We start from the raw sequence: 13,494 nt of genomic DNA, 5'->3' as shown, positions 1-13,494 counted from the left end.
TCAATAAGAGGCTGGTGAGCAATTTTATTGCTCGATCCAAGTGTTTGATTCAGAATCGGTTTGGTGCTGGGCCGCGGAGGCGGATGCGGGCTGTTTCACGATCGAGGCCCGTGCCATGGATGTCAGTTCCTACGCCAGTGATCTCACCGATGCCGAATGGGCGCTGCTGGAGCCGCTGATCGCCCGCAGTCATCCCGCCGGGCGACGACAGACCTATCCCTTACGCCGCATCGCCGACGCCATCTTCTACCTGCTGCGGACAGGAGCTCAATGGCGGATGCTGCCGCACGAATATCCGCCACGCGACGCCGTCTTCTACCATTATACGCAGTGGCGGGAGAACGGCACGTGGGAGCACATCACTCAGGCGCTGCGCGAGAGTTATCGGCGCACGATCGGCCGGTCTGCTCAACCGAGTGCGGCGATCATCGACAGCCAGTCAGTCAAGACCACCGAGATGGGAGGGCCGCGCGGCTATGACGGCGCCAAGAAGGTGAAGGGCCGCAAGCGTCATCTGCTCGTTGATACGCAAGGCAATCTGCTGAAGAACAAGGTGCAGCCCGCCGACATCCATGACCGCGCCGGAGCTGAGGTCTTGTTGGAGGGTCTGCAGCATCTGTTTCCGGCCATCGAGCTGATGTGGGCAGACACCGCTTATCGAGGTTTGCGGGACTGGCTTCAGAAAGCCCTGGGCTGGAGATTATCCATCCCGCAGCATTGGTGGAGCGGCGGAACCTGGATGCGGATTGACGCAGAGCCACCGACGCGCCCGAGCGGCTTTCAGGTGCTCGCACGCCGATGGGTGGTGGAGCGGACCATCGGCTGGCTGACCACCAATCGTCGCCTCGCCAAGGACTATGAGCGCTTCGTCGAAACCGGCGAGATGCTGCTCTATCTCGCGATGAGCCGCATCCTGCTGCGCCGTCTCACTCGCAAAGGCGAAAGATAATTGCTCACCAGCCTCTAACTTACCAGCGCCAGCCTCGATGGCGCTGCCGATCCTGTTGGCCAGTTCGGGTGGCGGTCGACCTCTGGTTCATAGTTCTCTCCTTCGGCGCCTCATGCTCCCTGTCTGGCGGTCAAGGCCCCAGACGGGGAGCAACGCAACCGAAGGGCCGCGATAGCAGAGAGTTTGCCTCTTGCACCTCTCTACGGCGCGGCCAAATCCCGCCGGTGTCGTTCGGGCCGCATGGGACGGCGGGGAACCGAGGCCGGACATGTGCCCGGCCCCGCAAGTAAACAAATGGGCGACGTGAGGGACGGCGGTCTATCCCTCACGCGGACGGGGAGATGAACCGCCACCCGGCAAGCCGAGTAGCGGGACAGATCCCGACCACCGACAATGCCCAGTGCGGACGTGGCCGCGAACACCGGTTCGCTGAAGCAACAATCAGCGAACCCATCAGTCGGCACTCTTGGGCGTCAGTTCGTAGCGCTTGAAGGCAGCCCCCTCGACCGCTGGTCGCGAATAGAGGAAAGGCGCATAGGCCCCGTTCGCCCACAGCGGTGTGAGATTGCGATAGAACGGGTCCATCGGATTACCCGACTGCCCCGGCGTGTTGATGAAGGCGCTCTCATCCCAGTGGCCGACATCGAGCACCATGCGGAACGAGGCGCCCGACGTGGTGCGGAAATCCTTGTCTCGATAGTACGCCATCATCAGGCTGTAGTAGGAGCCGCCTTGCTGCAGGCGTGCAATGTTCAATTGCGCCCGCGTTGGCTCGTCCGCGCGCGCAGATAGGGCGTGCTCGAACGCCGCATGATGCAGCTTGCCCCAGGCCCAGTCGGCCGGGTCGGGGCCAAGCCGTTCGGACACCTCCTGCATGGCCTCACCAAGGGTTTGAAGCAGGATCCGGTCGCGCGCGGCTTGCGGCTGCTTGCCAAGCCGCTCGTCGGGCGCTTCGAGCAGATCCGCGATCGCATCGAGATCGCCGTTGCCAACAATCGCGCGCGCTGCCTCGGGTGTTGCAACCGCCACCACGGCGTGCCCGAGATGCTTCGACAGCCACACCTCGGCCAGGGCGGCCTGCGCGCTGTCTGCCGGGGTGCGTCCATCCCAGTTCTTGAGCAGTTTCAAGCCGGTTGCAATCTGCGCGTCATCGGAGTGGAGCGACGCCAGCAACCTGACAATCCGTCGACCGATCACATTGGTGTCGTCGGTCTGCAGCGCCATCGCATCGATCAGCGCCCATTTTTCTTTGGCCGCAAACACTTCCCGAATGCGTCGGCTGCGCGAGTCGCTTGACCATTCGAAGCCGATCTTCTCGCGCAACGGGTGGCCTTCGGGAATGTTCATTTCATTGGCGCTGGCGAAATACCCCTCCTTCGGATTATACAGCGACGGCAATTCGCGGCCGGGACGCAAGCCCTTCCACTCGTAGCGCCCGTCGCCCGGCACGGGCATTAACCCGTCCCAGTTCGAGCGCACCGGCGCGAACCCGGTCACAGTCCAGCCGATATTGCCCTCGGTGTCGGCGTAGACCTGATTGAGGGAGGGCGCGCCCCAGCCTTCCGCGGCCTTGCGAAAATCCTGCCAGTTCTTTGCCTTCATGAAGCCAAGCGAGGAGAAATAGGGGGACGAGCCCGGCTCGAACCAGATCGACCGCAAGGCAAAAGCCCTGTTGTTTTTCGTGTCGGTATAGATGACCGGACCGTGCCGGGTGAATTTCAACTCGACCTGGCGCGGTGCCTCGCCCTTGACCTGAATTTCCTCGGTCACCGTCCGCATCGTCTCGTAGCCGTCCTTGTAGCGGTAACGGTTGGGATCGGCTGGGTCGAGCTCATAGACGTAGAGGTCTTCCTGGTCGATCGCGAAGATGGTCAGGCCGAATGCAATGGTATCGTTATGGCCCATCGAAATGCCCGGCAACGCCGGCTCTCCCGCGCCGATGACGTTGAGGCCGGGCGCGTCAAGATGCACGGCATAACGCAGCGACGGTACCGCATGGTCACGGTGGGGATCGCCTGACAGGATCGGCCGTCCGGTGACGGTGCGGGAGGGGGCAATGGTCCAATTGTTGGAGCCGATCGTCGCGATACTCTCTTCAAGTGCGGCAAGGCGCGACTGATACTCCTGCGGATCGTCGAGGGAGGCCTTCTTCTTCTCGCCCGCAAAAGAAACAGGTTCCGTGGCCAGCACGAAATCGCGCAAGACATCTTCCGGAATGGCGCACGGATCGAGGCCTTCCGGCACGGCTGGCTTGACCGGCGGCAGCAGCTTCTTGCGCAGCGCATCCGCCTCGATGCCTGCCGCGCAGGCGGACCGCGCGCGCTTCACTTCGGAGGTCAGATTGCGGGTCAAGCCATTGGAGCGGATGCGCACGATATCCTTGGCGTTCCACATTTCCGGTTCCGATCCGGTAAGACGGAATTCGAGCGGCAACAGGTTCGGATTGGCCTTGACGCGCGATACATAAGCATTCACCCCTTCGGCGAAGGCCTCGGCCGCCGCGCGGGCGCCCTTGTCGTAAGCAGCCCACTCGGCGTCCATGTCGCCATGATAGAGAAAAAGCCGGAGCGCCTGATCCTGCTTGGCATAATCCGGACCCAAAGAGGCAGCAAGACGGCCAAGCCCGCGCTTGCGCCACAGGTCGATCTGCCAGAGGCGATCGCGCGCGGCATTCCAGCCTTGCAGGAAAAAAGCGTCGCGTTCGCTTTTCGCATAGATATGCGGGACGCCCCATTGATCGACAATGACTTCACCAGGGGCCTTAAGGCCCTGGATCTCGATGGCTTCGGTATTGGTTCGCTCCGCCTCCCGCGCCAGGACGGTACCCGTCATCAGTGCCGTGGCAGCGAGCGCGCACATGGCGCCACCAATGCGTCTCAACTGGTTGTTCTTGTGAGGCGAGAGGTTTGCGCTGTGAGCTTGTGGGGTCATGTTTCTCTCCCTGACCGGATCGGGGTGGGCTCTGCTGCCCGTCCCGGGTTTCTCCCATCGCGGCGCTCCGGTCGCACGCTGCTGCAGTCTCGAAAGCAAGTGGCGTGCCAAACAGAAAAATGCACCGATTCCGCCCTTTTTGCCGCGGTTTCGGTGGTCTCGCGCACCATCAATGTGCGGATTTTCGCGCATTTGACTTTCCCTTGGCGGGTTTCAGCACTAACGCTGGTCATGGTTGAATCGAAGGGCGCGATCGTAGAATACGGCCCTCGTGATGGCAGCTTCCAGCCCATCCCCTAATATCCTTTCCAGCGCCGAAGCAGAGGTGTTGATGGACTGTTTGCCTCTCGGTTGCCTCACGGGTGGGTGTACAGCACCCTCACTCTCTTATGTTCGTTTTCAAGTACCTGAGGCATGATTAGCGTCCTTCCGTCGATAGAGGCGAAATCAATCTGTCAAAGTCCGCTGTGCATGGTAGGAGACAGGGCATATCGACGACGGTTAACATACTCTCATGCGCGGGTTGGTGACCGCATCTCCGTTGGTTCGTATGGGGCTGCTCTTGTCTGCCATCGGGCGTCAACGGGAGTTGGCCACTCAAAGTGATCGAGGAATCCCCACCGGAGCCCTGTCTCCAACTTTGCACAACAGACAGATATTTCGTTTTCTCGGCGTTTCTCAGCGTTTGTATTTCATCGATCGTCTAGCTTTGCGCCTGGGTGGTCGGAGCGACTTCCTGCCCGATTGCCCAGAGAAACGCCGCCATTTCACGCGCGATCGCGGTCACTGCGACGGTCTTGAGCTTCCCAGCCATGATGAGTTTGCGGTAGCGCGCACACAGCCGAACCTGCCCTTTCCAGGCAATCTCGCGTACCGTTTTTGGCAGGCCTTCCAGCCGCGCCTGGATCCTCGTGCTTACGCGTGCCGGGAAACGGTAGGTCCAGGCGCCTTCGACGAGCGCCCGCCGCGCCCGCATGTTCCCGGCCTTGGTAATGCCCCCGCGTTTGACCCGCTCACCGGTTGAGCTCTCACACGGCACGAGGCCAAGAAACGCCATCAACGGCCGCGGACTGTCAAAGCGGCGTACATCACCGATCTCGACCACAAAGGTGACCGCCGTCATGAACCCAACGCCGCGCATGGCTTGATACGCCTCCACCACCGGCGACATCGACCAGGAGACTGCCGTTTCGGCAACCTGTTTGGTCAGTCGATCCAGGCGAACTTCGGCCTCCTCAATGGCTTGCCGATATTCCGCCAGAACGATGTAATGGGCCGGGTGCTCGAACTGCAAACTGCAAAGCCATCGGAGATGAGCCTGAGTCCAGGATGTCCGACCGCGATAGATCCGACCGTGGCGCAACAGAAACGCTTGCCACTGCTGGCAGCTCCGCTTGAGCGCGTCGCTGGCCGCCTCCCGTGCCCGAACCAGGTCGCGGACCGCTTCATGCCCTGCGTCCGGAACCCACACGGAGGTGAGTTCGCCGGCACGATGCAGTTGCGCCAGGCGCACGGCATCGCGGCGGTCGGTCTTCACACGATCGCCCGGGCGCTTCGGCACCAGCGACGGCGCGACAACGACGCAGTCATGGCCCATTGCGATAATTTGGCGATGGAGATCGTAGCCCGTCGGCCCGGCTTCGTAGCAAAAGTGAAGCCGTGCTCCTCGAGTGGCCAGCTTGTCGACCATCGACCTCACCGACCCAGGGTCCGACGGGATCTCCCCGTAAAAGCGCACCTCACCATTCCGTTCGCCGTTGGCAACTGCCACGGAAATTTTCAGCTTCGATGTGTCCAATCCGATAAAAATCTCGCTATGCTGCTCCATGGTTCGCCCTCGCTTAAGCTTGGGGCTCGGCTCCGGCCCATCCGAAGCAACCCCCGGCTTCAGCTTACCGCGGGGGCGGGCCACCTTCACTCCGCGAACATACGGTCTGCCAGAGCCTGGGCTGCTATCCATCCCCACGTTGGGGTAGACGGCCCCCTTACGGCATCGCTATGCAAGAAAGGCGGGATCTGTCGCAAGAACTTGTTTTAAAGTTTCAGCTACCGTGACCGGCAGGTCAGTCGCGGAGGGTACCATGTTCAAGGGGAGGCATTTTGATTGCGCGGTGATCCTGCTCTGCGTCCGGTGGTACTTGGCTTAAAATCTGAGCCTGCGCAACCTGGAGGAGATGATGGCCGAGCGCGGTGTCTCCGTCGACCGTGCCACGATCCATCGCCGGATATTGCGCTACGCACCTGAACTGCTGGAGCGGTTCAATTCGCGAAAGAGGGCTGTCACTGGTTGATGGCACATTGACGAGACTTACAATAGGGTCCGAGGTCAGTGGCGCTACTTGTATCGCGCCATCGACAGCAACGGCGATACCGTTGAGTTCTGGTTCAGCGAGCGGCGCGACCTCACCGCTGCCAAGCGCTTCCTGCGCAAGGTGCTGAAGCGCCACGGCCGTCCTGAGCGGATTGTGATCGACGGCAGCCTGACCAACCGCAAGGCGATCGTTACCTGTGATACGGCAAACCAGTTGGAGGGCCGATCACGGCTGAAGCCGATCCGCATCCGCCAGAGTCGCTACTTCAACAATCGGATTGAGCAGGATCACCGCGCCATCAAACAGCGGATCCGACCGATGCTCGGCTTCAGGTCCATAAACAGCGCTCGCGCCATCCTGGGCGGGATTGAAATGGTGCACATGATCCGCAAAGGACAGGCGAAGTGTGTCCGTGAGGCTCAACTATCACTGAGCGAGCGGTTTGATCGACTCGCCGCATGACCGTTAAACGACCAATCTCACTATTTCACTGGCTCAAATCTGGATTTGCGAGCAGTTCGATATGATCGCTGCCTGAATTTAAGCGATCGACCATCTTTGCGTGCCAGCTCCAAATTTGCGACGCATCCGTTCGGATTGGGCGCACTTCGGCAAGTGAGGGTTTCTCGCAACCTTGTTTCGTCTGGCCGAGAGCCTTGTACAGCCGACCCGTTACCAAACTGCTCCACAAAATCTCATGCTCCCCTCGGAGGCCGCTGAGAACAAGGATTCTGAACAGCCGACAAATTTTAGTCGCTGGACCCACCTCCCCTCATACTGCTTATTGAGTCTCAAGAAATAAACCCCAAAGCCAGATGGAGGAATGACGTAATGAGCTGGGCCCCTAAGTCGATTCTCTCGATAACGCTTCTCGCAACGACGGTCTTGTCCGGGAGCTTGGCGGCAAGCGCCGCCGAGATTACTGTGATGGGCTACCGTGGCCCATTCGAGGAGAACTACAAGAAGGCTGTTATTCAGCCGTTCATGCAAGCTCACCCCGACATCAAGGTGAATTACTACGGCACGGTCGGTGCTGCCACCGCCCTTGGCAGCATGCGTGCGCAGAGAGACGCGCCGCAGGTCAACGCGGTCATTTTTGACCTGTCCGTCGCCAAAATTGCGAAGGAAGAAGGTCTCGTCGCCAATCTCGATACATCAAAGCTCTCCAATTACGCGGATATCGCTAATATTGGTAAGGACCTTGGAGGTTCGGCGATCCCGCTTACCTACGACACACTCACACTTCTCTACAATCGCGACGCCTTTCCTACTCCGCCGACGAGTTGGGAAGTGATGTGGGATGGCAAGCAGAAGGGCAAGGTCGTTGTTCCCGCCGAGGGTGGTGGCGACATTCAGGCCATTCTCCTGACAATCATTTCTAACCGCCTGGCGGGAGAAGAGGACTACAAGAAGTCGATTAAATCGGGCGTCGACAAACTGATCAAACTCGCCCCCGCTGTTCAGACTTGGGAGCCCAAGCCGGATCAATACACCCTGGTTGCAAATGGCACGGCAACCCTCTCGGCTGGCTACAACGCGCGCGCCCAGTTCTTCTTCGATCAGACTGAAGGTCGCGTTCGCGCCGTCAGCCCTTCGGAGGGAACAGCTTCGCAAATCAATGTGATGAGCATGGTCACGAACGCCTCGGAGCCGGACGCTACCCAAACCTTCATCAACTACGCCATAAGCCCCGAAGCGCAGGCTGCATTTTCTAAGGCGATGTTCTACGCGCCGACCAATACCAAGGTCAAGGTTGATGAGGCGACCGCCAAGCGCATTCCGATGATGGATCCGGAGCAGCGCAAAAAGCTTATCCCTGTTGACTGGATGAGCATCGGCGAAATGCGCGAAGGCTTTCTGCAGCAATGGCGCCGCCAGATCATTCCGGCAGGTCGATAGGTTTGATGTCGGTCCGCCCGACTTAATCACACCACGGCGGACAAAGCTCGGAGTGCAAAGGGCGTGCGCAAAGTCCCCACCGCACAGCGGCGCGGACCGCCACGCCTTCCCTCCTGACTTCACATGGTGATAATATGAATACCTCAGAAATGCGGCGCGCTCCGCAGACCGTGGTCGCGCCTTCTCGTTCCTCAGGTGACGACGCCTTTCTCAAGCTCAAGGGCATCACCAAGCGTTACGGTACTCGCCACCTGGCCGTCGATGATCTCGACATCAACCTGCCAAAAGGCAAACTACTTGGCCTGCTCGGCCCTTCCGGCTGCGGCAAGACGACCACGCTTCGAATGATCGCCGGCTTGCTGGACATCACTGATGGCCAGATCACGGTTGGCGGGGACGACATCTCGCATAAGCCCCCCCATAAGCGCGACATCGGCCTGGTCTTCCAGAATTATGCCCTGTTCCCGCACCTGACCGTGGCGCAAAATGTTGCCTTCGGTCTCGAGATGCGTGGCGTGTCGCGGATCGGGGCCCGAGACCGCGTCGAGCAAGCCCTCGAAATGGTCCGCCTTCCCGGCTACGGAAACCGCAAACCGAAGGAAATGTCTGGAGGACAACAGCAGCGTGTTGCCCTCGCTCGTGCGTTGGTTATCCGCCCGCGCATTCTGCTGCTCGATGAACCGCTCTCGAACCTCGACGCGAAACTGCGCGATGACATGCGCATTGAGATCCGTGAGATTCAGCAGCGCCTCGGCATCACCACTGTTTTCGTAACACATGACCAGGTTGAAGCGCTGACGATGTGCGACCTGGTGGGTGTCATGCACCGGGGGAAACTGGCCCAGCTCGGATCGCCTGAAGACATCTACGAGCGTCCTGCCAACCTGTTTGTCGCCGGGTTCGTGGGGCGAACCAATGTACTCGACTGTGAGATCGAAGCACTCGATCGCATCCGCATCCGCGACTCCGTTTTTCCTTGCAATACGCACGGGCTGACGAGCGGCAAGGCAAAGGCAACGATCCGGCCTCATCGCATCAATCTAACAGCTAACCGAGACCGTAGCCTCGTAAGCATCGCCACCAATTCCATTCATGGTCGGGTGGTGCGGGTCACGTATGTCGGTGACCTCGTGCAGTACGACATCGACATCGGCGGCAATGTGCTCACCACCGAGGTCCACACAGCAAGCTCGGGCCACAGCTTTGAGCGTGGCGAAAAGCTGCTTTGTGAATGGAAGCCGCGGGACATGCAGGTGTTCGGAGGCTGAGCAATGGCAACGACTGCTGCGATCAATGCCTCGATTGGCCAGGCACCGCCGCGCACACGGAAATTTCCCTTCATTGTGGTAGCGCTGCTCCTGCCGATGGTGATCATTAATTTGATCGCCTTCGTTATTCCCGTGATTCGTCTCGGGATGATCTCCTTTCTCGAGAGCCGCGGCGGGGTGCTCACTAACACGCTGACGTTGGAGAACTATGCGAACTTCATAAGAGATAGTTACAGCTTTCAGCTGATCTATAACTCCTTGGTCCTCGGCTTCGGCGTTACGATCATCACGCTTATCCTCTCATACCCGATCGCGCTGTTTCTACATCGCGTCTCGTCGAAGTGGCGCAACTTGCTTTTCGTGATCACCGTCTCGCCACTGCTCGTGAGCAGCGTGGTTCGCACGTATGGCTGGATGGTCATTCTCGGCGATCAAGGGCTGGTCAATGGCATTCTCATGTCATCGTGGATCATCAGCACTCCGATCCGCCTCACCAACAACATGCTTGGTGTCTTTATCGGCATGGTCGAGGTTCTGATACCCTACATGACGCTCTCGCTGATTGCAGGGTTCGGCCGCCTAGACGTCGTGTTCGAAGAAGCAGCGGCATCGCTTGGAGCCAATAGCTGGGTCCGCTTCCGGCGGGTGATACTGCCTCTGACGATGCCGGGCATCGCCCTCGGTTGCCTGCTTTGTTTCGTCCTGTCGATCAGTTCCTTCATCACACCGAAATTGCTGGGTGGCGGTCGCGTCTTCTTGCTGGCGACCGAGATCTACGATCAGGCCATTGTTCAGCTCGCTTGGCCGACTGCAGCCGCGATCTCCGTCGTAGTTCTGATCATCTTCGGCCTGGCACTCGCGATCTACTCTCGCGTCATCCGGCGCTTTGACTGAAAGGACCAGCCATGATCGGTCAAATGACCTTCCCGTTCAGGCTGCTCGTTGCCTGCATCTATCTGTTCCTGCTGGCGCCGATTCTGATTGTGCTGCCGCTATCCTTTAGCAACGATAGCTTTCTGACTTTCCCGCCGCAGACTTGGGGATTCCGCTGGTATGCGGCGATGATCGCCCATACCCGCCTGATGAATGCCCTTTGGATCAGTCTGATCATTGCGGCGATCGTGACCGTCCTTGGCCTTCTGGCGGGCGTCCCTGCTGCATTTGCAATCCGGGGACGGAGGTTTGCGGGATCTGAGTTCCTTCTCAACCTCTTCACCGCACCGTTGCTGCTGCCGTCGATCGTCCTTGGCCTCGCCATTCTTCTTGTCTTCGTGCAGGCGCGACTTCTGGGCACCTATACAGGCGTCGTAATTGCCCACTTGATCGTGACAACGCCGTACGTCATTCGCATCATGCTGACGGCATTCTCTACCCTGCCGCCATCGGTCGAGGACGCTGCCACCATGCTCGGTGCTTCCCCGCTTACCGTGGTGCGTCGGATTACTATCCCTCTGATGCTGCCAGGGTTTGCGGCGAGCGCAGCTCTGTCGTTCTTGCTCTCGTTCGATGAGGTGGTGATCTCGCTCTTCATCACTGGGCCACGGCTGCGCACCCTTCCGGTGGCCATGTACGATTATGTCGAGAGCCAGGCCGACCCGATGACGGCCGCCATCTCAGTCGTACTCGTGGCTGCGACCCTGCTCATCATCTTCCTCATTGAGCGCTCGCTTGGTCTTTCCAAGACCATCGGAAAGTAATACCCCTGCACTGGAGAATCTCTGAAATGAACAACATCGCTCTATGGATGTCCCAACCGCATTTTGGGTTCCTGGAAATTGCGAAAAACTGCGGAGTCAAGCAGCTCGTCATCGAACTTGAACATGGTACGTTCGATCTTGGTACGCTCGACCAGTTCCTGGCATTTAGTAAATCGCTCGGCATCCCTGCCCTCACCAAGGTCATGGCCCCTACCACGGAGGCGATCCAACAGGCCCTCGATTTTGGCGCCGACGGTGTCATTCTGCCGCACATTCTCGACGTCGAGCACGCCCGAGAAGTCTCGAAGGCGTCGAAGTATCCACTGGTGGGCACCCGCTCGTATGCAGGCGGACGGGTTTTTGCGTACTCCCGGCCTTCCGATGATGCGTTCGAGACCGAAAACAAGCGGACGAAGTGCTATGCGATGATCGAGACGGCAGAAAGCCTAGCCGACGTCGAAAAGATCATCGCGCTGGAGACGGTTGACGGGCTGTTCCCCGGGCCGTCCGATTTGGCTCTGGCCCGAGGTCGCGGCGCGTATGCCTTTAACGATCAGGATCGCGCCGATCTGTCTCGCATCGCGCGTGCGGCACGTGACGCCGGTAAGAGATGGATCATGCCGGCGTGGACTCCTGACGAGCGCGCCTTCGCGCTCGAAAATGGTGCCGAGATGCTTGTCGTCGCAACCCAGAACATGGCTGTGCGGGCCGGCATCATGTCCACTCTGAGCGCGCTCAAGCAAGAGAAGATCGTCGCCTGATCCGGCAGGCCCATGTCTCAACTGAAGGCCCTTTAGAGAAATCAGCTATGAAAATCAGCCTTATCCAAACCAACCCGCAGCAGGATCGCGACACCAACCTCAAGGTCGCGTGGGATTTGATGGCAGAAGCCATGAAGACCGATAAGCCCGATCTCATCGTGCTGCCAGAAGATTTCGAAGTCTTTGGCACCACGACGACGGAGAAGCTCGCTCTAGCCGAGCCTCGCGGGGGCGCCGCCTATCGCATGGCTCAAGCTTTTGCGCGGGACAATAAGGTCTACGTCCATGCCGGTTCCGTCTCGGAAAAGATTGAGGGCGAAAATCGTATCTACAACACCACTTTCGTCTTCGATCGCAGCGGCGAGGAAATTGCCTCGTATCGCAAGATCCACATGTTCGACATTGTCGCGCCTGACGGCACTGCTTATCACGAGTCCGCCGTCGTCAAGCCGGGTGAGGATGTTATCACTTACGAGATTGACGGCCTGAAGGTCGGCTGTGCAATCTGCTACGATATCCGCTTCTTTGAACTCTTCCTGCAGCTTCAGAAGGCTGGTTGCGATATTATCGTGTTGCCTGCTGCCTTCACTCTCCAGACAGGAAAAGACCACTGGGAGGTGCTGTCTCGCGCCCGCGCGATCGAGACGCAGACCTATTTTGTCGCCTGCGGCCAGATCGGGAGCGTCACGGTCAACGGCGAAAAGCGTTCCTGCTATGGACATTCGCTGGTCTGTGATCCGTGGGGTCACACGATCGCGCGCGCTTCGGACTCCGTCGGTTTTGTCACCGCCCGGATCGACCCTGAGGAAATCAGGCGTGTTCGAGAGCTCATCCCGATGACGCAGCATCGGCGTCTGGCTTGCGCGTAACGGGGGCAGAATCATGTATGTCATAAAGGACATGCCTGCGCAGATTCCGCAGGCAGATCTCGAGCTTCTGAGCCAGGTCGAGACAGCAACGGTTGGACACTGGCGGCTGTTTGGATTCATGGATCGCGCGATTCAGCCGCTGCTACCTGGCCGGCGTGTGGTCGGCACTGCCGTTACGCTCGCGATTGCCGGTGCGGATTCCACGCTGCTCCACCATGCAACCGGGCTGCTGCGTCCGGGCGACATTCTAGTCGTCGATCGTCTTGGCGATGACAAGTATGCCTGCTGGGGCGGAGGAGTGACGGTTGCCGCCAAGGCGGCAGGCGCCGTAGCCGGCATCGTCGACGGACCGTGCACGGACCTGACGGAAATTCAAGAATCTGATTTTCCGATGTGGTGCCGCGGCCTGTCACCTATTACGACCCGGCTTTATGATCTCGGTGGCGGAATGAACACTCCGATTTCCTGCGGTGGTGCCGTCGTCATGCCCGGGGACGCCATTCTCGCTGACGAAAGTGGCGTTCTTGTCATTCCCGCCAACGAAGTGCACGCCATTTCGGAAGAGGCGCTGAGGCGCCAAGCGACCAGCAGAACTCGCGAGGCAAGTATTCGTGAAGGTGAAAAGCTCGGCGCTGTGACGGGTGCTTCCGCGAAAGTCCTTGCCAAGCTTGCTTCGTAAGTTGTACAGCCGTACCCTAACACAACGTTCCGGGTACGGCGCCCTTGGCAAGCGGCGACATTCATCGACTTGCGCGTTGTCATATCCTGGGTGGTGGCAGACTGAAATTTTGGAGGAAGGCATACCGGA

General features: G+C 59.4%; 10 protein-coding genes and 1 pseudogene. 9 read left to right on the top strand and 2 right to left on the bottom strand.

The annotated features are described in order from the left end of the window. Positions 1-115 precede the first annotated feature (115 nt). The gene (locus tag JO965_RS31865; protein WP_203439360.1) at positions 116-949 is read left to right on the top strand and encodes an IS5 family transposase; all 834 of its coding nucleotides are present in this window, start codon (positions 116-118) and stop codon (positions 947-949) included. Positions 950-1,402: 453 nt separating this feature from the next. On the opposite strand, the gene JO965_RS31860 is transcribed toward JO965_RS31865, so the two are convergent. Both JO965_RS31860 and JO965_RS31855 read right to left on the bottom strand, forming a co-directional pair. Next, positions 1,403-3,880, bottom strand: a complete 2,478-nt coding sequence (locus JO965_RS31860) for a penicillin acylase family protein (RefSeq protein WP_246776979.1) — start codon at positions 3,878-3,880, stop codon at positions 1,403-1,405. 703 nt (positions 3,881-4,583) lie between these two features. Continuing rightward, a complete protein-coding gene (locus JO965_RS31855) occupies positions 4,584-5,708 on the bottom strand; it encodes an IS110 family transposase (protein ID WP_203444876.1) in 1,125 nt (374 codons plus the stop codon). 253 nt (positions 5,709-5,961) lie between these two features. Here JO965_RS31855 and JO965_RS31850 point away from each other — a divergent pair. From JO965_RS31850 to JO965_RS31815, 8 genes and pseudogenes are all read left to right on the top strand, one after another. Next, positions 5,962-6,654 (top strand): annotated as a pseudogene (locus JO965_RS31850) (IS6 family transposase). A gap of 369 nt (positions 6,655-7,023) precedes the next feature. Continuing rightward, positions 7,024-8,091 (top strand): extracellular solute-binding protein, encoded by a 1,068-nt coding sequence (locus tag JO965_RS31845; RefSeq protein ID WP_203444875.1) that lies wholly within the window; start codon positions 7,024-7,026, stop codon positions 8,089-8,091. Between the two features lie 149 nt (positions 8,092-8,240). Then, a complete protein-coding gene (locus JO965_RS31840; RefSeq protein WP_203445577.1) occupies positions 8,241-9,359 on the top strand; it encodes an ABC transporter ATP-binding protein in 1,119 nt (372 codons plus the stop codon). A 3-nt stretch (positions 9,360-9,362) separates the two neighbouring features. Beyond that, positions 9,363-10,253 carry an ABC transporter permease gene (locus JO965_RS31835; RefSeq protein ID WP_203444874.1) on the top strand — a complete coding sequence of 297 codons (891 nt, stop codon included), beginning with the start codon at positions 9,363-9,365 and terminating at the stop codon, positions 10,251-10,253. An 11-nt stretch (positions 10,254-10,264) separates the two neighbouring features. Then, positions 10,265-11,056 carry an ABC transporter permease gene (locus JO965_RS31830; protein WP_203444873.1) on the top strand — a complete coding sequence of 264 codons (792 nt, stop codon included), beginning with the start codon at positions 10,265-10,267 and terminating at the stop codon, positions 11,054-11,056. 26 nt (positions 11,057-11,082) lie between these two features. Then, positions 11,083-11,817: an HpcH/HpaI aldolase/citrate lyase family protein gene (locus tag JO965_RS31825; RefSeq protein WP_203444872.1), complete on the top strand. Its 735-nt coding sequence runs from the start codon at positions 11,083-11,085 to the stop codon at positions 11,815-11,817. 47 nt (positions 11,818-11,864) lie between these two features. Then, positions 11,865-12,686 (top strand): carbon-nitrogen hydrolase family protein, encoded by an 822-nt coding sequence (locus JO965_RS31820; RefSeq protein ID WP_203444871.1) that lies wholly within the window; start codon positions 11,865-11,867, stop codon positions 12,684-12,686. 13 nt (positions 12,687-12,699) lie between these two features. Further along, positions 12,700-13,365 carry an RraA family protein gene (locus JO965_RS31815; protein ID WP_203444870.1) on the top strand — a complete coding sequence of 222 codons (666 nt, stop codon included), beginning with the start codon at positions 12,700-12,702 and terminating at the stop codon, positions 13,363-13,365. Positions 13,366-13,494 lie beyond the last annotated feature (129 nt).

Source organism: Microvirga sp. VF16 (genome assembly GCF_016864375.1).
Classification (GTDB): Bacteria; Pseudomonadota; Alphaproteobacteria; order Rhizobiales; family Beijerinckiaceae; genus Microvirga.
The sequence above is the reverse complement of the archived record's forward strand: the minus strand, read 5'-3'. Positions and strand labels throughout refer to the sequence as shown.